27 protein-coding genes are annotated in these 22892 nt (G+C 59.2%); 16 read left to right on the forward strand and 11 right to left on the reverse strand.

Going from position 1 to position 22892, the window contains the following annotated elements; genetic code table 11:
* Window positions 1-24: 24 nt before the first annotated feature.
* Genes ABIB48_RS02535 through ABIB48_RS02555 form a run of 5 tightly spaced genes read left to right on the forward strand, consistent with a single transcriptional unit; the run spans window position 25 to window position 5523 of the window.
* Window positions 25-1689, forward strand: coding sequence for an ABC transporter substrate-binding protein (locus tag ABIB48_RS02535; RefSeq protein ID WP_354211789.1), 1665 nt, complete (start codon window positions 25-27; stop codon window positions 1687-1689).
* A gap of 9 nt (window positions 1690-1698) precedes the next feature.
* Complete coding sequence (locus ABIB48_RS02540; RefSeq protein ID WP_110106911.1) at window positions 1699-2664, forward strand: ABC transporter permease; 966 nt, start codon at window positions 1699-1701, stop codon at window positions 2662-2664.
* The gene (locus ABIB48_RS02545; RefSeq protein ID WP_245932246.1) at window positions 2661-3554 is read left to right on the forward strand and encodes an ABC transporter permease; all 894 of its coding nucleotides are present in this window, start codon (window positions 2661-2663) and stop codon (window positions 3552-3554) included. The genes ABIB48_RS02540 and ABIB48_RS02545 overlap by 4 nt, the downstream gene beginning before the upstream one ends.
* A complete protein-coding gene (locus ABIB48_RS02550; protein ID WP_354211792.1) occupies window positions 3551-5200 on the forward strand; it encodes a dipeptide ABC transporter ATP-binding protein in 1650 nt (549 codons plus the stop codon). The genes ABIB48_RS02545 and ABIB48_RS02550 overlap by 4 nt, the downstream gene beginning before the upstream one ends.
* Before the next feature lie 14 nt (window positions 5201-5214).
* Window positions 5215-5523 (forward strand): hypothetical protein, encoded by a 309-nt coding sequence (locus ABIB48_RS02555; RefSeq protein WP_354211794.1) that lies wholly within the window; start codon window positions 5215-5217, stop codon window positions 5521-5523.
* 2 nt (window positions 5524-5525) lie between these two features.
* Here the strand turns inward: ABIB48_RS02555 and ABIB48_RS02560 are convergent, their stop codons facing one another.
* Window positions 5526-5801, reverse strand: coding sequence for a GNAT family N-acetyltransferase (locus tag ABIB48_RS02560; RefSeq protein WP_354212028.1), 276 nt, complete (start codon window positions 5799-5801; stop codon window positions 5526-5528).
* On the reverse strand, window positions 5802-5930 hold the full coding sequence (locus tag ABIB48_RS02565) for a hypothetical protein (protein ID WP_354211796.1): 129 nt from the start codon (window positions 5928-5930) through the stop codon (window positions 5802-5804). It lies immediately after the preceding gene.
* Between the two features lie 696 nt (window positions 5931-6626).
* Here ABIB48_RS02565 and ABIB48_RS02570 point away from each other — a divergent pair.
* Complete coding sequence (locus ABIB48_RS02570; RefSeq protein ID WP_354211797.1) at window positions 6627-7094, forward strand: S-ribosylhomocysteine lyase; 468 nt, start codon at window positions 6627-6629, stop codon at window positions 7092-7094.
* Window positions 7091-7858 carry a 5'-methylthioadenosine/S-adenosylhomocysteine nucleosidase gene (mtnN, locus tag ABIB48_RS02575; protein ID WP_354211799.1) on the forward strand — a complete coding sequence of 256 codons (768 nt, stop codon included), beginning with the start codon at window positions 7091-7093 and terminating at the stop codon, window positions 7856-7858. The genes ABIB48_RS02570 and mtnN overlap by 4 nt, the downstream gene beginning before the upstream one ends.
* Here mtnN and ABIB48_RS02580 read toward each other — a convergent pair.
* Window positions 7855-8007 (reverse strand): hypothetical protein, encoded by a 153-nt coding sequence (locus tag ABIB48_RS02580; protein ID WP_170120988.1) that lies wholly within the window; start codon window positions 8005-8007, stop codon window positions 7855-7857. The two genes, mtnN and ABIB48_RS02580, sit on opposite strands and share 4 nt — an antisense overlap.
* 64 nt (window positions 8008-8071) lie before the next feature.
* On the opposite strand from ABIB48_RS02580, the gene ABIB48_RS02585 reads away from it, so the two are divergent.
* Window positions 8072-9259 (forward strand): hypothetical protein, encoded by a 1188-nt coding sequence (locus tag ABIB48_RS02585; protein ID WP_354211801.1) that lies wholly within the window; start codon window positions 8072-8074, stop codon window positions 9257-9259.
* A 44-nt stretch (window positions 9260-9303) separates the two neighbouring features.
* Here ABIB48_RS02585 and ABIB48_RS02590 read toward each other — a convergent pair whose 3' ends face one another.
* Entirely contained in the window at window positions 9304-10176 is an 873-nt protein-coding gene (locus tag ABIB48_RS02590) for an NAD-dependent epimerase/dehydratase family protein (protein ID WP_354211802.1), read from the reverse strand.
* A 312-nt stretch (window positions 10177-10488) separates the two neighbouring features.
* Between ABIB48_RS02590 and ABIB48_RS02595 the strand changes: the two genes are divergently transcribed.
* Window positions 10489-10941 carry a hypothetical protein gene (locus ABIB48_RS02595; RefSeq protein WP_110106917.1) on the forward strand — a complete coding sequence of 151 codons (453 nt, stop codon included), beginning with the start codon at window positions 10489-10491 and terminating at the stop codon, window positions 10939-10941.
* A 143-nt stretch (window positions 10942-11084) separates the two neighbouring features.
* The gene (locus ABIB48_RS02600; RefSeq protein ID WP_110106918.1) at window positions 11085-11966 is read left to right on the forward strand and encodes a VOC family protein; all 882 of its coding nucleotides are present in this window, start codon (window positions 11085-11087) and stop codon (window positions 11964-11966) included.
* Between the two features lie 547 nt (window positions 11967-12513).
* Here ABIB48_RS02600 and ABIB48_RS02605 read toward each other — a convergent pair.
* From ABIB48_RS02605 to ABIB48_RS02615, 3 genes are all read right to left on the reverse strand, one after another.
* The gene (locus tag ABIB48_RS02605) at window positions 12514-13020 is read right to left on the reverse strand and encodes a hypothetical protein (protein ID WP_110106919.1); all 507 of its coding nucleotides are present in this window, start codon (window positions 13018-13020) and stop codon (window positions 12514-12516) included.
* 179 nt (window positions 13021-13199) lie between these two features.
* On the reverse strand, window positions 13200-13358 hold the full coding sequence (locus ABIB48_RS02610) for a hypothetical protein (RefSeq protein ID WP_170120989.1): 159 nt from the start codon (window positions 13356-13358) through the stop codon (window positions 13200-13202).
* A gap of 177 nt (window positions 13359-13535) precedes the next feature.
* A complete protein-coding gene (locus tag ABIB48_RS02615; protein WP_110106920.1) occupies window positions 13536-14015 on the reverse strand; it encodes a hypothetical protein in 480 nt (159 codons plus the stop codon).
* Between the two features lie 154 nt (window positions 14016-14169).
* Between ABIB48_RS02615 and ABIB48_RS02620 the strand changes: the two genes are divergently transcribed.
* Window positions 14170-14346 carry a hypothetical protein gene (locus tag ABIB48_RS02620; protein ID WP_170120990.1) on the forward strand — a complete coding sequence of 59 codons (177 nt, stop codon included), beginning with the start codon at window positions 14170-14172 and terminating at the stop codon, window positions 14344-14346.
* Between the two features lie 40 nt (window positions 14347-14386).
* Here ABIB48_RS02620 and ABIB48_RS02625 read toward each other — a convergent pair whose 3' ends face one another.
* Window positions 14387-15319 carry a DUF808 domain-containing protein gene (locus ABIB48_RS02625; protein ID WP_354211806.1) on the reverse strand — a complete coding sequence of 311 codons (933 nt, stop codon included), beginning with the start codon at window positions 15317-15319 and terminating at the stop codon, window positions 14387-14389.
* 244 nt (window positions 15320-15563) lie between these two features.
* Here ABIB48_RS02625 and ABIB48_RS02630 point away from each other — a divergent pair, with 244 nt between their 5' ends.
* From ABIB48_RS02630 to ABIB48_RS02640, 3 genes are read left to right on the forward strand one after another with little or no spacing between them, the layout of a single operon-like run.
* Window positions 15564-16526 (forward strand): metal ABC transporter substrate-binding protein, encoded by a 963-nt coding sequence (locus ABIB48_RS02630; RefSeq protein ID WP_354211808.1) that lies wholly within the window; start codon window positions 15564-15566, stop codon window positions 16524-16526.
* Entirely contained in the window at window positions 16523-17266 is a 744-nt protein-coding gene (locus tag ABIB48_RS02635; RefSeq protein ID WP_354211809.1) for a metal ABC transporter ATP-binding protein, read from the forward strand. The genes ABIB48_RS02630 and ABIB48_RS02635 overlap by 4 nt, the downstream gene beginning before the upstream one ends.
* Window positions 17267-17307: 41 nt before the next feature.
* Window positions 17308-18168, forward strand: a complete 861-nt coding sequence (locus tag ABIB48_RS02640) for a metal ABC transporter permease (protein WP_440147954.1) — start codon at window positions 17308-17310, stop codon at window positions 18166-18168.
* A gap of 1 nt (window position 18169) precedes the next feature.
* Here ABIB48_RS02640 and ABIB48_RS02645 read toward each other — a convergent pair whose 3' ends face one another.
* Window positions 18170-18826 carry an SDR family NAD(P)-dependent oxidoreductase gene (locus ABIB48_RS02645; RefSeq protein ID WP_354211812.1) on the reverse strand — a complete coding sequence of 219 codons (657 nt, stop codon included), beginning with the start codon at window positions 18824-18826 and terminating at the stop codon, window positions 18170-18172.
* A gap of 361 nt (window positions 18827-19187) precedes the next feature.
* Here ABIB48_RS02645 and cmtR point away from each other — a divergent pair, with 361 nt between their 5' ends.
* Both cmtR and ABIB48_RS02655 read left to right on the forward strand, forming a co-directional pair.
* Window positions 19188-19547, forward strand: a complete 360-nt coding sequence (cmtR, locus tag ABIB48_RS02650) for a Cd(II)/Pb(II)-sensing metalloregulatory transcriptional regulator CmtR (protein WP_110106927.1) — start codon at window positions 19188-19190, stop codon at window positions 19545-19547.
* Window positions 19548-19571: 24 nt separating this feature from the next.
* A complete protein-coding gene (locus ABIB48_RS02655) occupies window positions 19572-21617 on the forward strand; it encodes a heavy metal translocating P-type ATPase (RefSeq protein ID WP_354211815.1) in 2046 nt (681 codons plus the stop codon).
* A gap of 376 nt (window positions 21618-21993) precedes the next feature.
* On the opposite strand, the gene crcB is transcribed toward ABIB48_RS02655, so the two are convergent.
* Together crcB and ABIB48_RS02665 are read right to left on the reverse strand one after the other, a co-directional pair.
* A complete protein-coding gene (gene crcB, locus ABIB48_RS02660) occupies window positions 21994-22359 on the reverse strand; it encodes a fluoride efflux transporter CrcB (protein ID WP_315913780.1) in 366 nt (121 codons plus the stop codon).
* Window positions 22356-22862 (reverse strand): fluoride efflux transporter FluC, encoded by a 507-nt coding sequence (locus tag ABIB48_RS02665; RefSeq protein ID WP_354211817.1) that lies wholly within the window; start codon window positions 22860-22862, stop codon window positions 22356-22358. Before ABIB48_RS02665 ends, crcB begins: the two co-directional genes overlap by 4 nt.
* Window positions 22863-22892 lie beyond the last annotated feature (30 nt).

The following is a 22892-nucleotide window of genomic DNA, read 5'->3' on the forward strand; positions in this document are numbered from 1 at the left end:
TCTCCGGTATGCAGGAAGAAGTTCATGACTTTCGCTCACCCCCAGGCTCACAAGCTCATTCCGGCCGCCACAGTTTTGGCGGCCGCCCTTATTCTCTCCGGCTGCACGTCCGCAAAAACGAGCAACGACCCTAGCAAAGACGCTGGCGCCCCCGTCACAGGCGGAACCTTGGTGTACGCCTCCGGCGATGCCGAACCGTCCTGCCTAGATCCTCACGTAGGCGGTAACTACCCTCAAGCCTTAGTTGCGTCCCAGTATTTGGAGACCCTCTACACCAAGGACGCCGACGGGAAAATCATTCCGTGGTTGGCACAGGATTCCACCGTCACAGAGGACGGACTGAAGCGCATCGTGAAGATCCGCGACGGCATCAAGTTCACCGATGGTACGGCCCTTGACGCGGAGGCTGTGAAAGTCAACTTTGAGCACTTACTAAACCCCGAGACGGCCTCTTCCACGGGTTACCTGGCCTTGGGCAAGATTTCCTCCATGACAGCCGTGGACGCAACCACACTGGAAATCAAGCTCTCCTCACCGGATAACTCATTGCTTGAGTCCTTCTCGATGCCCTGGGTTGCCATCGAGTCACCCACCGCGCTGAAGCGTTCCAAGGCAGAAAACTGCGAATCCCCCGTAGGAACCGGGCCGTTCAAAGTGGAGTCTTGGAAGAAACAGGACGCAGTGAACCTGGTCCGAAACGCCGATTACGCGCTCCCCGTACCGGAAGCGGGCCACGCCGGCCCCGCCTACTTGGACGGCATCACCTGGCGGTTCATCCCCGAGGCTGCCACAAGGTTTGCGGCACTTCAGGCCGGTCAGGTGCAGGTGATTGACAACGCCCAGCCGGATGCAATTGCCGCTGCTAGCAAGGGCGCGTCCATCAAACATTTGGATGCGCCCCGCCCCGGCGCCGCCAATCGCATTGAGCTGAACTCCTCCAAGGCACCGTTCAACGACGAAAAGGTCCGGGAAGCCTTCGTCCACTCTGTCAACGTGGACGCTGGCATTGAGTCCCTGTTCTTCGGCACGGCCTCGCGTTCTTACTCACCGCTGTCAAGCGTTGAACCGCTGGCTTTCTCCGAGAAGTCACTGTTCTCCTACGATCCGGCCAAGGCTGGCGAGTTGCTCGATGCTGCGGGGTGGAAGGACCGCGACTCCGCGGGATACCGCATCAAGGACGGCAACCGCCTGACGCTGGCCTTCCCGGTGAGCACCAGCCAGTCCATCCCGGCTGAGCAGTCACTCTTCGAGCAAATGCAGGCCACGGCCAAAGAATCGGGCTTCGAGATCAAGATCAAGCTCCTGGACATCTCCAGCTGGTACGGGGATCTGGCGAAGAATGACTACAACTTGGTCTCGGCACCGTACACGAAGGTTGGCCCGAGCGTGCTGTCCATCCTGTTCCACTCCAAGTCCACCATCCCTGCCCCGTCCGGATACTTTGCCAACCTTTCCCAAGTCAAAGACCCCACGCTAGATGAGCTCCTTGACAGTGCCGGAACCACCAAGGACCCTGCGCAGCGCAAAGAACTCTACACCGAGGCACAAAAAATGGTCCTGGAGGGCTACTACTTGCTGCCCCTCTACGACCAGCAGAACCACTTCTTGTATTCCGAGAAATTGAAGGATGTTGGCACCACCACAGCCGTGGCCTCGCCAACTTTCTTCGATAGCTGGCTTGCCAACTAGGCATCAGCCGTGAGTCCCTCCGCAACCACCTCGACCCGGCAGGGCGGTGCCCTCAAGGCATCGCTTCGCTGGCTCCTGAGCACACTAGCTGGCGGCATCTTCGTGCTCTGGGCGGTTGCAACAGCCATCTTCTTTGGCATCCGGATGATTCCGGGCGACCCGGCGGCAGCCATCATGGGCGGCCCCGGCTCCCAGGCGTCCGCCGAGGCTCTCGAGGCGGCCCGGATTGAGTATGGTCTGGACCAGCCGCTGTTCGTGCAGTACTTTGGCCAGTTGCGGCGGCTGGCCGTGGGAGACCTGGGTACGTCCTATTCACTCAAGAGCCCAGTCTCAGAGGTGCTGGCTGAGATTGTTCCCTCCACCCTTGTCCTCGCCGGTCTCGCCTTGGTGGTGGCGTGGCTCATGGCCCTGCTTCTGGCCGTGTTGTCCACCCGTATTTCCGTGGTGGGTTCTGCCGTGGAGATCATCTCCGCCGCGGTCCCACACTTTTGGTTGGCCAGCGTGCTCATCATGATATTTTCGACGGCGCTGGGCTGGTTCCCGCCCGTCAGCACCAACACCCCGGGCGGGCTGGTGCTGCCAGTGGTCACCCTGGCCCTACCGTTGGCCGGATTTCTGGGCCAAGTTATGCGTGACAGTCTTGAAAAGGCTCAGCACTCGGCCTTCGCCCTGTCTGCCCGAGCCCGCGGAGAATCAGAGATCGGTGTGCTGCTGCGCCATTCGCTGCGTCACGCCGCACTGCCCGGTATTGCCTTATCCGGCTGGGCCTTGGGTTCGCTGTTGTCCGGGGCCGTGGTGGTTGAATCCATCTTTGCCCGGCCGGGACTGGGGCGAGCGCTTCTCTCCGCAGTGACCGCACGCGACATTCCGCTGGTGACCGGTGTGGCCCTTGTCTCTGCGGGTGCCTACGTGCTGATTATGGCTGTCTCCGACCTGGCCGAACGCCTGGTAGACCCGAGGATCGGGGAGCCATGAGTATTCATAATTCGATGCTGCCCCTGACGGATCCGGTACTGGTGTCCGCAGGTACCCGGGTGCCCCGCCCCGGCGCAACCTTGGCGCGGCGGTTGGTGCGCCGCCTGCCCACCGTAATAGCCGCCGTCGTACTTCTCTTTTTTATTCTCGCAGCCATAGCACCGTATCTTTTGGCGCCGGATGACCCCCTGGCCATCAACCCCGCCGCAGCGTTCTCCCCGCCGGGTCCGGGGCACTTACTGGGAACGGATGAGTCGGGGCGTGATATTTATTCGCGCATCATTCACGGTGCGCGGCCCTCCCTGCTCATTGGTGCTGCGGCGACTGCGGCAGGACTCGGCCTGGCCCTGGTGCTGGGTATTGCCGCCGGATTTGGTGGGCGGTGGCTGGACTTCGGGATAGGCCGCATCCTTGAGGTTCTTTTTGCCTTGCCCGGATTGTTGCTGGCGCTGGTGTTTATTGCCCTGGCCGGGCCGGGCGTGGGCACTACTGTGTTGGCGGTGGCGCTGACAACGGCTCCGGGGTACGCGCGGGTGATTCGCGGCCAAATCATCGCCTTACGCGCCTCCCCCATGGTGGAGGCCGCCACGGTGCTGGGGCGGAGCAGGTGGCGCATCCTCACGGCTCATATTCTGCCCAATGCGCTGGCACCGGTTGCTGTCCTGGCAACGCTGGGGTTGGGACAAGCGGTGCTCTGGGCAGCATCGTTGAGCTTTCTGGGGCTTGGTTCCCCACCGCCGGCACCGGAATGGGGCACCATGCTCTCGGCCGGGCGCACATACCTCTCGCTGGCGTGGTGGATGACGTTCTTCCCCGGATTGGCCATTGTTATACTGGCCGGCTCTGCCACCGTGCTCTCGCGCTCCATGAAGGCGGCAAGCTCACAATGACAACGCTCAAGCCTGTTCTTCAGGTCACGGACCTGAACGTTTCCTTCGGCCTGGACACCGTGGTGCGCGGCATTTCACTGACGGTAAATCCGGGTGAATGCCTGGCTCTTGTGGGTGAATCGGGGTCCGGCAAATCAGTCACGGCCCGGTCGCTGCTTGGCCTCGCCGGGCGCGGCGCCCACGTGCGCGCCAAGACGCTGTCCGTGGCCGGCTACGATGCCCAGAAATTATCCACGCGAGGTTGGCGGAAACTGCGTGGTGCGCACGTGGGCTTCATCTTGCAGGATGCCTTGACCTCGCTGGACCCTCTGCGCACTGTCGGGAAAGAGATTGAGGACGTACTGCGCCTGCACGGCTCCGCGTCCGGATCGCAGCGGGCGGCACGTGTCATTGAACTGCTGCAGGCGGTGGGTCTGGATGACCCGGTGCGCCGGGCGGGGCAACGTTCCGGGGAACTTTCCGGTGGCATGCGCCAGCGGGCGCTGATTGCCTCCGCCATTGCCATGGATCCGGCCCTCATCATTGCCGACGAGCCCACCACAGCCCTAGATGCCACGATTGCTGCAGCCGTACTGGGGCTGCTGCGTGATTTACGCCGCGGCGGGGCGGGAATGCTACTGATCAGCCACGATCTTGCCGCCGTTTCTGCGACCGCAGATTCCATCGCCGTGATGGCCAACGGGCGCATTGTGGAACAGGGCCCGCGCGCGCAGGTTCTGGAGGATCCGCAGCATCCTTACACCCGTGCTCTGCTTGCCGCCGCACCGTCGGGGAAGCCCCGTTTCACCCGGTTGTCCCCCAGTGCTGGTGCGCCCTCTTCTGCTCCGCAGCCCTCCGGAGCAGCCACCACAGCTCCCCCACTTGGGGCCGCGGATGCACAGCCGCTGCTGCGTGCGCGGGGGCTTGCGAAGTCCTTTCCCATGGCTGGTTCAGCGGATTTCCGGGCCGTTTCCTCCGTGGACTTTGAGCTTTTCCCGGCCCGAACCTTAGGTGTTGTGGGCGAGTCCGGCTCCGGGAAGACCACTACTGCTCGCATGGCTCTGGGATTATTGGTGCCCGACGCCGGATCCGTTGAGTTTTGCGGTGAGCCCTGGAGCGCTGCTGCTGAGTCAGCACGGCGTGCGCGCCGCCCATCTCTGGGCGCCATTTACCAAGATCCACTCTCCTCTTTTGACCCCCGCCTCTCGACAGCTTCTCTGCTGGCAGACTCCCTGAGTTTCGGGGCCACACGCAATCCCCGCAGCTACTCTGGCGAAATCTCACAATTGCTGGAAATGGTGGGGCTGCACCCGGACCTGGCACCCCGGAACCCGGCCACGCTCTCCGGCGGGCAGCGCCAACGCCTGGCTATTGCCCGCGCCTTGGCGCCGAAGCCCAAAGTGTTGATCTGTGATGAACCGGTCTCGGCATTGGATGTATCCATCCAGGCGCAGGTCCTTGACCTCCTTGATGAGCTGCAGCAAAGCCTCGGGTTGAGCTACTTGCTGATCTCTCATGACCTGGCCGTGATCCGGCATATGAGTGATGATGTCCTAGTCATGAAGGCAGGGGAAGTTGTTGAATCCGGCGCCACAGAGTCGGTGTTTACCAATCCTCAGCACAGCTATACGCGGGCGTTGCTCGCGGCAACGTCGAGTGAGTCCTGAAGAGCGTCAAGTACATGGCGCAGGATGTTGACCACACGTTAATGCTTTCTAGCTTCAAGGAGTCGGTCACCGTGCAGAAACTTCGGAAACTTCCCCGGTGGGCAATGATTCTCTCCTCTTGCGTGGCCGCCGTGGCCGTTGCATTTATTGTGTTGGGGCTGATCGCCGTACTGACAGGGGCAGGCACGGACAAAGTGCTCTTTAACGGTGTGGGAGCTTTGGCTTTCGGGATTGGCGCTTGGTCCATTGCCGTCAAAGGCAACCCCGAACTTTCCAGAGGCACCCATGCTGCACCTAATCGTCAAAGCCCCACACGCTGGTGAGCTCATGGGTTCCGCAGTACCTTTCGCATCTTGTAGTTGCTCAGCATCACCCCTCGGAGGACCGGGTGTTGCTCTGCTTCCACTCTGAAGCCGAAGCGTTCGAAGAAGGGCCGCGCCGCGATGCTCACGTTCGCGTAAAGAGTGGGCGTTCCATTGCTGCGTGACTGAGCTTTTACGCACGCCAGAAGTTGCTGAGCCACTCCACGGCGCTGGTGGCGGGGCGAAACGAACATCATGTCCAGGTCACCGTCCACGGTCACATCCGAGAACCCGGCAATTTAACCGCCGATCCTGGCAACAATACTGTTCCGTGCCGCCATCGCAGCGTGCCAAATCTGCAGGACATCCCACTCAGGCTGAGCCCACGCCTGTATTTGTTCCGGCATGTAATCTGCGGCGGCAGTCACGGTCACCGCCAAGATGAAGAGAGCCAGAGTTTCTGGCGCATCCGCAGGCTCCTACCCCCTGATGCTCACGGACTGGCCCTCGAAGGGCTACTGAGACTCCATTACCTCAGTGTCACAGTGCACTGACAGCGGGGGAAAGGAGTAGTTGGCAGCTAATTTCTGCGCAACTTAACTTCTACTTCACTTTCGGGTACAACTCTGCGCAGGCTACTTGGCGAGTTTCGCCCGGCGCTTGCTAAGGTGCCACCATGGCGCCGCTGAACGAGCTACGCCTTGCTGGCAGCTGCCAGTGCGCACAGCGAAAGTCAGCATGGGCCATCACCTCGTGATTGCTCACTGCGACAACGTAAATACACAGCTGCAGACCGTTCACCGATCCCGGAGTTCTGGGCTCCCACGCTGGTGCGCTCATTGCGGTGGCAGCCTCACGGGCTTTCTTACACATCCCCCAACCCTCCAGTTCACGTGGTGAGGGATTGCCGGCGCAGTGGGCGCATAGTTAGCGGTACCTGCAGTGGGCTGGCACACGATTCTGGTAACAATCTAGCCCGTTCGATGCTTTCCGTTCCCCGCCTACAACTTTAGGGTTGGCCTATGCGCCTGCCCCGAATATCACCTGCTTCACAATTGGTGTGGGTCTGCAGGGCTAGGATTGAAGCTGGCCGTTTCCACTACCTTCCGTAAGGAAAGCACATCATGCCCACCCCACATATGAACGTAGAGTCCTTCAACCTCGACCACCGCACGGTAGCGGCCCCCTACGTGCGCGTGGCCGACCGCAAGGAGCTGGCGCACGGCGATGTCATTACCAAATATGACGTGCGCTTCACCCAGCCCAATGTGGCCCATTTGGAGATGCCGGCAATCCATTCACTGGAACATCTGTTTGCCGAACACTCCCGGAACCACTCCTTTGCCGTGCTTGATTTCTCTCCCATGGGTTGCCAGACCGGCTACTATCTGATTTTGCAGGGTGAACCCGATCTGCCAGCCGTGATGGAGTTGATCGAGGCTACCCTGAGCAACGTCGTGGCAGCCACCGAGGTCCCTGCCGCCAACGAAATTCAGTGCGGCTGGGGAGCCAATCATTCCCTCGAGGGTGCCCAGGCGGCGGCCCGTGAATTCCTGGCCAAGCGTGACCAGTGGTCGCAGGTCAGCGCATGAGCCCGGTGGACTTCATCATCATTGCAGCTATGGACGAGGAAGTGGCCCCGTTCCTGGCACGCGCTACCTCCCATGGGGAAACAGTGCAGGTGGGCAACGCGATCCACCACCGGGTCACACTTGCTGGCCGAGACGCGCTGGTTGTCCGGGGTGGGGTTGGCCTAGTCAACGCAGCCTGTGCCGCCACCTCGGCCCTGCTGCTGGCCCACAAGAACACCGCCGGCGCCCCTGCCCCCCTTCTCATCAGCGCAGGCACCGCCGGCGGCTTGGGTGAGGACGTTCGGGTAGGCGACGTGGTGATCGCCACTGACACTATCAATGCCGACGCCGATGCCCGCGCCTTTGGCTACTTGCTGGGCCAAGTCCCTGGCATGCCAGTCTCTTACCCCGTGCCCGGGGCGCTCCGGCAGCTCAGCGCCGTCCAACCCAGTCAAGGCGGTTTGGTGCAGAGCATTCACCAAGGGTTAATGGTCTCCAGCTACACCTTCGTGGGCCACGAGCGTTCAGTGATTATCAAGGAAACGTTCGACGGCGTGCTGGCCACTGACATGGAATCCTCCGCCATCGCCCAGACCGCTTACTCCTTCAACGCCCCGTTCCTTGCGGTGCGCGGCGTCTCGGACTTGTGCGGACCTGCCTCTGACGCGGACTTCCTGGTCCACGTGGACGATGCCGCCGAGCGATCCGCCGAAGTTGTCATGGCCGTGGTTCAGTCATGGCTGGGCGCCGGTTCACCCCGCCCAGAGGCTGCTCCCACCACCTAACGCAGGCGCTGGGCGGGACCATCGCCTTGAACTAAGGTGGGCTCGATGGTGTTAGCCAGGGTTCCGATGCCGTCCCACGGCTCGGCGGCACCCAAACCCCGACGGCCTGCTCGCGCCGGATTGTTGCCCTGCCGGCAAGGAGCTTCCACGCCTTCTTTTTTGGTGCGAAGGGGTGTGCCCGGCGGTGCACGCCCTTAGTCTTAGGTGCAGGCAGTGACGCGCATCAGTTGGAAGGTAGGCGAGAGCCCCGTGGTTGGAATTCTCTGGTGGGCGGCCCTTCTCGCCGGTTTCGCTCTCCTTGCCCTAACGTGGAAGAGCCTCATCGGCACCCTGATCGTCACACGCCCGCACAATGACCGCATTTCCGATTCAGCCGCCCAGTTATCAACTGCGCTCTTTTCTCTGCTACGGCGGCCTGTGAAGAAATACCAGACCCTTGACAGGCTGCTGGCCTGGCAGGCGCCTCTGACACTGTTTATTCGGCTTGCCGTCTGGATGGTGCTGTTCTATTTTGCCTTTGCACTCATGCTTGTCCCCTTTGTCCATGGCGATCTGGCCCGGGCGCTGAGCGAATCCGGCTCGGGATTGTTCACGCTTGGTTACTCCCCGCCTGCCGGCCCCGGCAGCACAACGGTGGTTTATATGGCTGCCTTCACAGGGCTTGCTGTAGTGGCCCTGCAGATCGGGTATCTGCCAACCCTTTATGCAGCCGTCAACCGCAGGGAATCCGAGGTGACCTTACTTCGCTCCCGCGCGGGAACCCCGGCGTGGGGCCCGGAATTGCTTCTGCGCACAAGATTCGGGCTTTCTGGGCAAGGCAGCACCAAGGAACTTGAAGATCTCTACCGCTCATGGGAGCGGTGGGCGGCCGATGTTGCAGAGTCCCACAGCACCTACCTGACATTGTGCTGGTTCAGGTCCCCACTCCCGGACTCAAACTGGCTGATAGCCCTGCTTAGTGTCATGGACAGTGCGGCACTCCAGCTTTCCTTGAGCCCCAGCATCGCCCCCACCGTCAGAGCGCGGCTGCTGCTGCGCATGGGTTTTTCTTGTCTACAGCAAATAGCGGCCGCCATTTCCCTACCGGTAAACGACGACGTGGACCCAGACGGAGAAACCCAGCTGACCTTTGAAGAATTCAAAGAAGCTGTCAGCATGCTCAGCGCGGCTGGCTATCCTGTGGAGCAATCTGCGGAACAGGCGTGGCCACACTTTCGAGGCTGGCGGCTCAATTATGAGGACCTCACCTACCGGCTGGCCAGGACGATCGATGCCCCGGCTGCCCTCTGGAGCGGCCCCCGCAGGCTGGGCGCAGCACCGAGTCCACCCAAACGCCCCGCCAACCGGGTGGCCTCCGATGCTGGCCCAGACGATCCCCAGCGCTACACCACGCGCCCATGAGCGAGCACAAGGTGGTGGAACCTGTGAATCTAGCGGATCAGTCCCTATTCTTCCTGGCGGTCAAAGCGCCGGGGCAGGCTGGTGTGCCAGCTGTAGCGCGGTTCGAAGCCCAACAGGCGCCTCGCCTTTTCGATCGATAACAGGGTTTCCCGTCCCACAAGCTCACGGCGAAGCGGCACGTTCGGGAACACTTCCGCGGCGAGCTCGGCACTGGGCCGGAGCATAACGGTGTCGGCGTTGGCAATGATGAACGCCTCGAAACCGGGTTTCTCCCGATCAAGTGCCAGGGCCACAGCCTGCGCCCCGTCCCGCCCGTCAATGTAGCCCCACAAATTCCATTTGCGTGCCATCGGATCGGCGGCAAAATTCGGGAATGCCTCATAGTCCGACTCATCCATGACATTGGAAAACCGCAACGCCGAGATACTCAACTCCGGATCCCACCGCACCAGCTCACGGGCCAGCTGCTCCTCCAGATGTTTCACAAGCGAATACGTGCTCTCCGGACGGGCCGGATATTCCTCGTCAACGGGCAGGTAGGGCGGATCGATGTCAAAGGGTAGCCCCAGCACAGTCTCACTAGAGGCGTACACAATCCGCTTGACTCCGGCCCGCCGTGCCGCCTGAAACACGTTGTAGGTGGAGAGCATGTTGTTCTCGAACGTCGCAGCATCCGGGAGCAGCCCCGGTGCCGGGATAGCGCCAAGGTGCACCACGGCGTCGAACCCGCTATGCCTGTCATCAACTCCTAGGAGCGCGTCCAGCACCTGGCCGTAGTTGCGCAGGTCAACCATGAGGAAGTTTAGCCCACGCTCACCCACCCGATCCAGATTCAGCACCTCGTGCCCACCGCCGAGAAGCCCGCGAACCACGTGCCGGCCTAGTTTTCCGCTGCCACCAGTCACTGCAATTTTCATAAATCCACCTTTATTCTGACCAGCCCCACCATACTTTTGGCTCACCACAAATGAGCCGGACTGCTCACCAGCGTAGAACTTCCGCCCCGGCACGTCCACCATAGGCACCTGATGGCTTCCTGTAAATATGGCACCCCTGCGCCGTACTCTTCTCTAGCGCCGTTCAAGCTATGACTTGTCCTCCAATTCCAATACCATGCCCACAGAACGGGCCTGCAGCAGTTTCTTGCCACCCACACAGTCAACAAAGCCGAGGGCCACGAACCCCGCGACAGCCGGGCCCATAGTTCGGTTGGAACCACAGATGGGCGCGTGAGTGCCTCTGGTTTCATTGAGCTCTTGCGCACAGGCTCTGGCATTGAGGCAATGCGCCCACTGCCAGAAATTTCTGCTGAACTCTCTGCCCAGCGTGCAGAGCCGGTTGCCGCGCATTTTTCCGAGGGAGGTTCCGCGCAAAAGATTCCAATCCATCATCTCCTCACCGGCCGCGCATCGTCTCCCCCGGGGCTTCCTCACATCAAATTCTTGGTGGACAATGATGCCATGACGGAAATGTTTACAGCCCGCAGCCAAATCAAGTCCGAAGACCATGAAAGCGTAGAAGCGGCTGTCCGCAAGGCCACCGACGAGCTACTTAGCATCCTTGAGGCCCACGGAATCACCGCTACCTTTGCTGACATCGCCCAACTGGGGCATGCTGAATCCTGGGATGATGAAGGCCTGCGCTGGGCAGAAGTGAGCTGGCTGATCGAATCTAACGAGTGAGCCTCCGGTGACACGTCTGGAAGGGAAGTCCTCCTCCACGCTGCCTGATGGCGTCACATCTGATGCGCCCAACCAGGCTCAGCTATCCCTATTGAACGGGGCGTTCCGCCGTGCCATGCTGTGCAGATGCACCAGGAGGAATTATGCAGAAAATTGTGCCCAATATTTGGTGCCAAGGTAACGCGGACGAGGTAGGTAACTTCTACGCAGCCACCTTTCCGGACACATCCATGGAAGTGAGCGCCTCATACCCCGAGACGAACCTGCCGGACTTTCAACAGGCACTGGCCGGGCAGCCGCTGGTTGTCGATGTCACGCTCAGCGGATACAGAATCCGGCTGATCAATGCGGGAGGAGAATTCCGGCCCACACCAGCTATTTCCTTCATACTCAGCATGGATCCCGCCGCCCACGGTGGCGAAGCGGCCACGCGCGCAAACATCACGTCCATGTGGGCGGCGCTTGTAGATGGTGGCGAGGTGCGCATGGAGTTAGGCGAATATCCGCATAGCAAACTCTACGGCTGGGTGGAAGATCGCTACGGGGTGAATTGGCAAGTGATGATGACCGAGCCCACCCCGGAACCACGTCCGCTGGTAACCCCACAGTTCCTTTTTACAGGGGACGCTGCTCAGGCGCAGCTAGCCATGGATCTGTACACCGGCCTCTTTCCTGGGGCGAGGACCGGGGTGGTGGTTCCGCACGAAGGAGGCAACGGCGCCATCGTGTTTGCTGAGTTCGCTTTGGCTGGTCAGTGGTTCTCAGCAATGGATGGTGGCGCAGATCATCACTTCACGTTCTCGCCAGGGATCTCGCTCGAGGTCGATTGCGCAGACCAAGAGGAGATCGACACCTTGTGGGAAGCACTGAGCGCGGTGCCCGAGGCAGAGCAGTGCGGTTGGCTGAGCGACCGCTTCGGCGTAAGTTGGCAAATTGTGCCTCAAAATATGGGCGAGTTGATGCAGCGCCCAGGGGCCTATCAAAGAATGCTTGCCATGAAGAAGATTGTAGTGGCAGATTTGTGAGCCGGAACTGGCGGTGACCGGAGGCGGCTCTGGGGCAGAGATAACCACGCTCAGGTAAGCGTCTAGTCCTCCACCACCCGATCCGGCAGCTCTGGGCGGGTCTTGGCTAGTTCAGCTTTTGATGGATCCCCGGCGCCGGATCCAGCCGATTGCTCCTGTTGCTACAAAGAGCACTAGCCCAATTATTGCCAGCCAAAAAAGACCCTTAACCGCGAATCCCAAGACTGCCAAGATAAGCCAAATAATCAACAATCCAACTATCAGTCCCACAGCGTCACACTCCCAAATTCAGTGTTTTTACTCCGGTATGCGGACGCCCCTATTTCACCTAGAGAGTGGCTGCTACCTGTGCCTTAAGGCTAGACTCCGGGCCGAACAATATCAATGAGCCGACGAGACTGAACTAAAGTTCTCGCGAAATCGCTGGCTCTCTAGGGCATGTTCGGGTGCTTTGGCGCGGTGTCATGTGGAGTGCCATCCATACTCCGGTATTTTCCACCCCGGGCCATGGACGTCCTCTCAGTAGGTCGTTAGCATGAAAAACGGATCAGTTTTTAGCAAGCAAGTTTCTCATAAAAGTTTCATCCTCATAATTTCCAAGAACGTCAACCATTGAGAAGAAGGAACCCCATGAACCAGCATCAGTCCACTGAACCACAGCCCCAAGTACCTGACCCGTTCCCGGGGAGCCCGCAGCCGGATTTTCCACTCGATCCAACCGAACCAGTGGAACCCTTGGAACCCAATGGCCCCACCGCACCTGCCCCACCTGTGCCAGAACCAAATAATCCCAGCCAACCGGAGCCATTTTTCCCGCCAGCTCCCTCGGTGATTTAACCACCTCTAAAGAACCAGTTATCTTCTCAATTCCGAGGATCTTTGCGTTGGCTTGAGTGGCTGCATGCAGTGCCCGTTCGGGTGAGGCTTTTCCATGGCGGATAGTAGAGTCGATGTCTCGCCACGTGTTGTAATACGTGAGGAACGTCAGCGCTGAATCTGTTCCCCTGCCAAGCATGATGTCATTGGGCCAAGTTGTCTGCGTATCAAATTTCACGGGGGTGGGCAGGCCATGAATCCTCGCAGAAGATGGGCATGCTGGCTTCGTTCATCTCAGAAGTAACTGCGTGAGGCATTCCCCTTACGCCAGTAACACCTCCGGTAGCAGAAATTTTTACGGCTATGACGCCGTGGCCCGGGTTTAGCAGACCGTTCCTACGCGTTTCTTCGGGATTGTTACAGATCGGTACAATTTGTGGGCTCCGTGGCCTCCGGGATGGACAGCAGCGGACCGTAAGGAATCAGCGTGGGACCCAGAGAATCGCCACGGTCAATATCTTCCCCTACGCTCACTATCTCGTAGCCAGGCTCTCCGAAGCTACGGATGATTGTCACACCGGTGTTCATCCGGGTCAGCACCGCCTGTTTTGTCCGCCCCCTAAATCACCGATCACCAATGGGGCTACGCATGAAAATTGATACGAATTTCTCCGCCCACCGGCGCATCAATCTATACGGTGCGATCTGCCAAGACGGTGTCTGCACGGCCTGTCGGTGATTGCCTTACTCTGATCATTGTGACTTACCCTCACGATTCAAGATTTCCCCGCTAGATGTAGTGAACCGAACACTATAAAATCCTGCAGCACTACGTGCCGGGGCGCTGCCCGCGGCTATTTTGAGATCATCATTTTGGGGTAGATCAAATATCGATAGCTCTATGACCACTCCATTCATCATGGTCAGAGTTCCGCCCGTTGCACTAGCTGGGGCCCCGATCATGAACAGGGCCCCGCCGTCTAGCTCTCCACCATTGCAGATCTGAATGCCGACGGGGGCGAGGACAGCGCCATTGCAATAATCGTGAAATTTACCGGTGACTTTGATTTCATAATCACCATCACGGTTCGGTTCCCCCGAGAGCCAAACGCTGGATTCATCCAGTGTTCCTACGTTATGGAAGTTCGCTGCCGCTAATTCATCCTCCTGTGACGGGGCACAGCCAGCCAGCACAGAGAGAACAACCACCCCGACCGTGATTTTGCTGGACATCCAGCGCCTTGAAATCATTCACTATCCCCCACTTCCCTACAACCACCATAGACTGGGCACTCGAATTCAACGTCGATTTCGAGTGCAACACTGCTGGTTACGTAGTCACGGCCGCACAAGACAGCCCTACCACTGGGGCACATAGAGAGTCCAAATGCCTGTGTTCCACCTTTATGAAAGCGGGTTGCTGCGGTATTCGCCCCCGAAGACCGTACCGGCGCTGCTTGCCGTCATCCTCTCCCACCACCATGCCGAGGTGTTGGTCAGAGCAGGTACCGTGACGGTTCTAGATGAAGGTAAAATCAGCCAGCCGAAGTGGTCCCGTTGGTAAAGATTGTTGATGAAGAATCTCATCGAGGCAACGTCGCCACTTAGTGCTTGCTTCGAAGCCTGTTAATTCCTTGTACGGCAGCCGTAATTACCGAGCCAATGATGAAGCCGGCGAGGCAGGAGAACGCCGTATTAACGAGCCAACCCAGAACTGCGCCGGCGGAGCCGGTGGCATCATGGACCAGCATCTCCACGTGGTGAACGAACCCGTAGGGTGCATGCCAGCCCAAGTCATCCATACCTACTAAAATCAGGTGTCCGCCTACCCACAGCATGGCAACAATGCCCACCTTGCTCAGTATGGACATCACAATCGGCATCCCCTTGACCAGTCCACGGCCTACCTTTTGCGCAACGGCTGAACTCTTCTTGGCCAAGTGCAGGCCAATGTCATCCATCTTCACAATCAGGCCAACCACACCATAAACCACCACCGTCATGAGGAAGGCGATCAAGATGAGAATCAAGGTTCGGTTCAGGAAGCTCTCGTGGGCAACCTCGTTCAATGAGATGACCATGATTTCCGCGGAGAGCACCAGATCGGTTCGCACGGCAGCCCCAATAATGGCCTTTTCTTCACGTACCGCGCCGTTTGCACCTAGGCCATGATGCTTGATCGCTCCCATGGCTTCAAGAATTTTCTCAGCACCTTCGAACACCAAGTACGCGCCGCCGATCATCAAGATCGGTGTCAAGGCCCACGGGGCAAACTGTGAAAGAAGCAAGGCCACCGGCAAGATAATCAGAAGCTTGTTCCGGATGGATCCAACCGCGATCTTCCAGATAATGGGAAGCTCCCGTTTTGGCGATAATCCTTCAACATACTGCGGGGTGACCGCAGCATCATCAACAACCACGCCAAGTGACTTAACGCTGGCCTTACCAGCTCCCAAGGCAATGTCATCAAGGGAAGCGGCCGTGACCTTCACAAGGGCCGCTACGTCATCCAGAAGTGCTACGAGGCCACCGGCCATGCCGAAACTCCTTGTGTAGTATTTTTTTGACTAACCGAACGTATCCAGTCAAAGGACTCCCCTAAGCGATGGGAAATCCATCAGAAGTTTACAGCCCAGCGCGTTCAGTGCGATGGGACGGGGTCCTGCGAGTTAGCCAAATCTCTTGACTGGCTTGTGTCCACTGTGACTAGGAATACCTCGATCCAAAGTATTTAGGCGTACTGTATTAGTTATTTCGGCATGCCTAACTTAGGCTTTGGGCATGAGAGTAAATTACTTCAGATCTCCGCACCCCCTGCGGCTTTCCTTGGCAGCCGGGGCCCTCACGTGCGCATTGGCACTGACTTCCTGCACCCCCACAGCAAGTAATGTGAGTGTTGATGGCGAGAACCGCCCTGTGGTCCTGACCACTTTCACAGTCCTGGCCGACATTGCTGCGAACGTGGCGGGAAACAAGCTCACGGTGGAATCCATCACTAAGGTGGGGGCGGAAATTCATGGCTACGAGCCCACCCCGGGAGACATCCGCAGGGCAGCCAAGGCAGATCTGATCTTAGATAACGGCTTGGGCCTGGAGGCATGGTTTGAAAAATTCGTTCAGGACCTCGACGCGCCCCATGCCGTGGTTTCCGATGGCATAGAGATCATGGAAATTGCCGAGGACAAGTACAAGGACCTGCCCAATCCACATGCCTGGATGTCACCATCCAACGTCCAGGTCTACGTGGAGAACATGGTCAAGGCCTTCACAAAGCTGGACCCAGCCAACGGCACCTACTACCAAGCCAACGGCGCTGCCTACAAGGACAAATTGCAAGACGTCCAGGACCAGCTCATCAGGGATCTCTCGGCACTGCCCACCAGCCAGCGGGCCTTGGTGAGCTGCGAGGGCGCCTTCTCCTACTTGGCTCGCGATGCCGGCCTGAGTGAAAGGTACATCTGGGCCGTCAACGCAGAACAGCAAGCCACGCCACAGCAAATCACCGGGACCATTGACTTTGTGCGCCGCAACAATGTTCCTGCGGTCTTTTGTGAATCAACGGTCTCCGCCGCGCCCATGGAGCGAGTTGTCGAGGCCACCGATGCCGTTTTTGGTGGCACGCTCTACGTCGATTCCCTCTCCGAACCTGACGGGCCCGTACCCACCTATTTGGACTTGATCCGACACGACGCGAAGGTCATCACTGAGGGTCTGACCGGTGTCAGCAACGGTGTGTTGCCATGAGTGCCACCATTGATGTTGACTCTGTCACCGTCAACTACGGAGACGTACCGGCGCTGGATGGCGCCACGCTGCGTCTGGACAAGGGCCGAATCTGTGGACTGGTGGGCATGAACGGCTCCGGAAAGTCCACTCTCTTCAAGGCCATTATGGGGCTGGTGAAGCCCGACGCCGGCGCGGTCACCATCGACGGCGGCTCACCAGCTGCGGCCAGACGCAGCGGAGCTATCAGCTACGTCCCCCAAAGTGAAGACGTGGACTGGCAGTTCCCGCTCTCTGTGCATGAGGTAGTCATGATGGGCCGCTATGGTCATATGGGCATGACCCGGCGGCCGCACAAGAAGGACAAACTGGCCGTGGCAGAGGCCTTGGACCGCGTGGAGCTCTCCGACTTCGCGCAGCGGCAGATTGGACAGCTCTCGGGCGGGCAGCGAAAGCGAGCCTTCGTGGCACGGGGCATTGCTCAAGGCGCCACCACCCTATTACTGGACGAGCCTTTTGCTGGAGTCGACAAGCGCTCAGAAGCCACCATCTGCGCCCTATTGAAGGAACTAGCTGCTGATGGGGCCGCCATTCTGCTCTCAACCCACGATCTCCACGCACTGCCGGAACTGGCTGACGAGGCGGTGTTGATCATGCGCCGCGTCCTAATGCACGGGGACCCCGCGGTGGTCCTGCAGCCGGAAAACCTTGCCCTTGCCTTTGGCTTAGACGTCATGAACCGAAACGAGATGGCTCTGTGAGTATTTTCGAGTTCCTACTGGATCCTTTCGACTTTGTCTTTATGCAACGTGCCCTGGCCGTTACGGTAATCGCCGCCGTGGTCTGCGCCGTACTATCCTGCTGGCTAGTTCTCATCGGCTGGTCCCTCATGGGCGATGCCGTCTCGCACGCGGTCCTTCCCGGAGTTGTCTTGGCTTACATAGCCGGGGTCCCCTTCGCTGTGGGTGCGGTGTTGTTCGGGTTCCTGGCCGTTGGACTTATCGGGGCCGTGAGGGACACGAGCAGGGTCAAGGAGGACGCTGCAATCGGCATAGTCTTCACTACGCTCTTTGCTCTGGGCCTGGTCCTGATCTCGGTCACGCCCAGCCAGAGCGATCTCACCCACATTATTTTTGGCAACCTTCTGGGTCTGAGCCACGAGGATCTTGTTCAGGTACTGGTGCTCGGTACCATCACCTTGGTTATCCTTATCCTCAAACACCGCGACTTCACCTTATTTGCTTTTGACCCAACCCACGCCCACGCAATTGGGCTCAACCCGCGCCTGCTCGGAGCCTTCCTGCTGGGGCTACTGGCGCTAACCTCAGTAGTGGCGTTGCAAGCCGTGGGCGTGGTGCTGGTGGTTGCCATGTTGATCATTCCAGGCGCCACCGCCTACTTGCTCACGGACCGATTTGGGAGGATGCTGGTTCTTGCGCCGACCATCTCAGCCGCGTGCGCCGTCGTCGGACTCTACGCGAGCTACTACCTGGATGCAGCCTCCGGCGGCATGGTGGTGTTGGTCCAGGGCGCGGCTTTTACGCTGGTCTACCTTTTTAGCCCGCGCCATGGCCTCGTAGCCACCCGGCTAGCCGCCGCCCGGCGAAGGAAGGCTGCGTCCGCACCCGAACAGCTCGCAAGAACGCACACTCTAGCTGGCTAATTCAGGGCTTCACGTACAGAATCTCTCCTGTTGACTTTCCGGTGTGCAAGTCCCAGTAGGCTTCGGCAATCAAATCGGGATCGAAGAAGGTCCCTGGCTGAACGGCGCCACCTATGGTCACCGTTCCAACCCTGATACCCTGCGTGGCGAGCTCATCGCCCAAGGTGAAGGTCAGGTTGCGGAGCCCGGCCTTGCTAATGGAGGCCGATGCCCTGGATGCAACAGGATTTAGAGCCAGCAATCCTCCCGTGAAAAGGATGGACCCTGTTCCACGTTCAATCATGGACGGAGCCACCAGCTGGGCGCAGCTCAGCGCCCCCACCACATTGATCGAAAAATCCCGGGCCAAATCCGAGGGGTCAAGAACGGTGGGGTTGGCAATGGTGTTGGCTCCGGCGTTGTAGACCAAGGCATCCAAGATTCCGTGTTCGGCGTGGATGCGGGCGAACGCCGTTTTCAGACTCTGCGCGTCGCTGGCATCAGCCACGATGCCGTGGGCTTCGATACCTGCATTCTTGAGCTCCGAAACGCGAAGCTGTAGTGACTGCAGGTTCCTCGCCAGCAGGATCACCGTGAAGCCGTTGGCACCAAACTTCCTGGCCACGCCGGCGCTTACGCCCGGACCGGAACCCATGATGGCCACAAACTTCTTGTTCATTTCTGCTGCTTTCATTTGATATGCCCGTGACGAGTTGATAACCAACGGAATGGAACTAAAGACGTTCAAGGCGTGGGCAGGCATTCCGAGTCATTCGCGTGGAGGGACTGAATTTTCAATGTATCACTGCAAAAGTACTTGTTTTGGAGCCCGTTGGCCCCTATCGGCAGATAGTTTGACTTCCGGCCCGGGCCCGCAGGAACCCTAGGCCCTATTCCCTTCTTGAGCGTGAGAATTTTCATCTGGCGGTTGAAATTTTTGTCAATAACCACGCCATCATTTTTGGGCACATGAAATTCCATCACGCGTCTTAGCGCACCTCGCCAAAGGTATATGTCAGCTTCTGCTGTATAGTCAGCGTATGCTGACTATTGCTTCCCGTGTTGATATCATGAACCGTTTGGGCCGCGCCATGTCGGATCCAACCCGCTCACGTATCCTGACGAGCCTGATCGAAGGCCCAGGATATCCGGGGCAGCTTGCCGTGGATTTGGGCCTGACCCGCTCCAATGTCTCGAATCACTTGAGTTGCTTGCGCGGGTGCGGCCTTGTTGCTGCTGTGCCGGAGGGACGGCAAACAAGGTATGAGATTGCTGATGAGCACCTCACTCGGGCATTGGTTGCTCTGGTGGATGTGGTGTTGGCAATAGACGACGGGCAGGGATGTCTTGAAGTGAATTGCGTTGTTCCGCTGTGTTGCGGCACCGAGGTTCAGGCATGAGGGTTCAGGCATGAGGGTTCAGGCATGAGCCGGGAATGTTGCGGATCTGAGGAACCTGACACTCGGGGGAATGCCACAGTGCGCAACGTTGCTTCGGGAAGTGCGCACCCTAAGGCCGCCACCGCATCAGCAGCTCTTCTGGGATCACAGGAGTTGCCCCGCGACACCGGGGAAGCCCCTGAGGCATTCACGCCTTGGTGGCAGGACGTTCACCTTCTAGTCCCGATCTCCGCCGGGCTCCTGCTTGGCATTGGCTATGGCTTGGAGTGGGCGGGAAACAAGCCCGCTAATACTGTTGTTCTGGCAGGCAGCCTAGTATTGGGCGCCTCAACATTTATCCCCGGGGCCATGCGACGGCTGCTGCGCGGGCGCCTGGGCGTAGGGCTGTTGATGAGTATTGCCGCCGCAGGAGCAGTCTTGCTGGGCCACGTAGGCGAAGCTGCGGCGCTGGCGTTCCTCTTCTCCATCGCTGAAGCCTTGGAAGACCGAGCTCTGGATAGTGCCCGCCACGGGCTACGTTCTCTGCTGTCCCTAGTCCCCGAAACGGCAACCATTTCACGCAGTTCGGGGCAGGTGGTCATTCCCGCCCGCGAGATCCGCGTGTTGGATCGACTGGTTGTTCGCCCAGGAGAGCGGGTGGCAACTGATGCAGTGGTCACCTCCGGAAGATCCAGCCTGGACACGTCCGCCATCACGGGCGAGTCAATTCCTGTAGAGGTTGCACCTGGAGAAGCAGTGCCTGCCGGAGCAATCAATGGCAGTGGCAGCCTGGAACTGGAAGCGAGTGCGGACGGGTATGAGAATTCCCTAACAACAATTGTGCGGCTCGTGGAAAATGCACAAGCCCGGAAGGGCGAGCGTGCCCGGATCGCGGACCGCATTGCCCGCCCCATGATCCCCGTGGTCTTGATTGTGGCCGGGTTGGTGGCACTGCTTGGCTCCCTGTTGGGCGAACCGAGTATCTGGATTGAACGTGCCTTGGTTGTCCTAGTCGCGGCATCCCCGTGCGCTCTGGCCATTGCCGTGCCGGTGACAGTAATTTCAGCCATTGGTGCGGCCAGCCGTTTTGGGGTGGTGATAAAATCCGGCGAGGCTTTTGAACAGCTCGGTGCCGTGAAGCTGGTGGCGTTCGATAAAACAGGCACTCTGACACGCAACATGCCCGAAGTTGTTGCGGTGGAGACGGTACCTGGTACTGATCGCAGCAGAGTTCTCGCCGTGGCATCCGCGCTAGAAATGCACAGCACCCACCCACTGGCAGCAGCCATTCTTGCCGAAACACCCACACCTCCGCCAGCCACTGACATTTTTGAGACCCCCGGAGAAGGGATCCGCGGAAATCTTGAGGGGGTCCCGGCCAGAATTGGCAGCCCTCGCTGGGTGGCGCCCGGGGCGTTGGCCGCGGCGTGCAGGCGGCTCGAATCCGAGGGCATGACAGTCATTGTTGTGGAAATCGCCGGATCCCCGGCGGGGCTGATCGGCATCCGCGACGAACTCAAGCCTGAAGCCGCTACCGCCATTGCCGAGCTCAACGCCCAAGGGGTCAGTACCGTGATGCTGACAGGTGATAATACCCGGACCGCTCAGGCGTTAGCCAGCCAGGCGGGTATTAGTGAGTATCTGGCCGAACAGCTCCCGGCAGATAAGGCCTACGCTCTGGAGGCCTACTCCACCCGCTACCGGACAGCAATGATCGGTGACGGCATCAACGATGCCCCCGCCTTGGCAGCCGCTGATGTGGGGATTGCTATGGGCGCCACCGGCTCGGCTGCTGCGATCGAAACCGCTGCGGTAGCCTTCACGGGGACAGATCTGCGGCTGATCCCCCAAGCGCTGGCCCATGCCCGCCGCGGACGGCGCATCATGACGGCCAACATTGCACTAGCCCTAGCCCTCATCATTATTCTGTTCCCTTTGGCTCTCTTTGGAGTGCTGGGCCTGGCCGGCGTAGTACTAGTTCACGAACTGGCCGAAGTAGTGGTGATTCTCAACGGGCTCAGGGCCGCGAAAGGCCGCGCTGTACTGCCTGCACTGGGGACCCAAAAGCTGCTCACCCCGTCCGGGGCGTGATCGCCATCGCTTGCTGACAGGTGTTTTGCCACCGTGGATTGTGGGAACCCTGGCATAATACTCGGCCTTATTGGCGCAGGCTCGAGCTAGGCACTGCGGGAATAGATCAGGTGGCAGCTGGAGACCTCCTAGCCGTCTGAGACTAAAAGGTTCTCCGCGATCCTTGTCCACGTGGTTCGGGTATCCTCACTGGCCAGCATGGCACCTATGCCCAAGAACTAAAACGGGAGGCCTGCTCAATACTGCGGGCACGGTCAAAGAGCTGAACTTTCCTCATGCTGTTTTGTGTTGTGCACTCAAAGGCGACGCTCATGAAAAGAAAATGCCAGCTGATGAGTGTTAGGACGCCAGCGCCTCATACCAGGGACACGATCCCTTATAAGAGCGTCAGTGCAAATCCCGCCGTCGCGGCGAGCACACAGGCCATCACAGTTCCCAAGGAATTGACCACCGCAAACCACGTCCGTCTGGACTGGATAAGCCTGACCGTTTCAAAGCTGGCTGTGCTGAACGTTGTGTAGCCGCCCAGCAGGCCAACCCCCAGAACTAGTCCCCAGCTCGAATCGGTGTAATGTCCAGCAACCAGACCAGTCAACAATCCCAGACACAGCGATCCACTGACGTTGATCAGTATGGTTCCCACTGGCAAAGCGGTGCGAGCCCGAGCCCTGACCAGCCCGTCAACAATAAACCTAAGACCGGCGCCAACACCCCCAGCCAGGGCAAGCAAAAGCACTGTCATTTGCTTTCCTTTCCGGTAATGGCCAAGACCCTACGTTTTCTAGCAGCAACGAAGCGATGATACTTTGCGCCCACCCAGATACCGAACAGCGCAGCCGCAACACCACCGACAATACTGAGGGTCACGTATGTCAGTGCTGCCACCGGTCTGTCGGCGTCGAAAAGGTGCATGGCATCTACGGCCAGGGTGCTGTAAGTGGTAAAAGCGCCCATGAACCCTGTTCCCACCAAGAGCCGCACAAACCGTGACCAGCCTAGGTCTGGACCGCGCCGGGACAGTCCCTCAAGCAACGCACCCAAGGCAAAAGCACCGCATACATTAATCAACAAGGTCGGCAGCGGCCAACCGCCAGGGACAGGAAGAGTAATGCTGAGACCGTATCTGGCCAAAGCACCGAAACATCCCCCCAGCATGACAAGCACTACGAATCCCGGGTGAAGATGAATTGAACGGTGCCGCGGACCAGGAGTGTCAACATCGCTGTCCACTGGGAGGCTATCCATCCCCGGGAGTGACTCTGGTTCCATGTTTTC

Source organism: Arthrobacter sp. UYCu511, assembly GCF_040547105.1.
GTDB lineage: Bacteria > Actinomycetota > Actinomycetes > Actinomycetales > Micrococcaceae > Specibacter > Specibacter psychrochitiniphilus.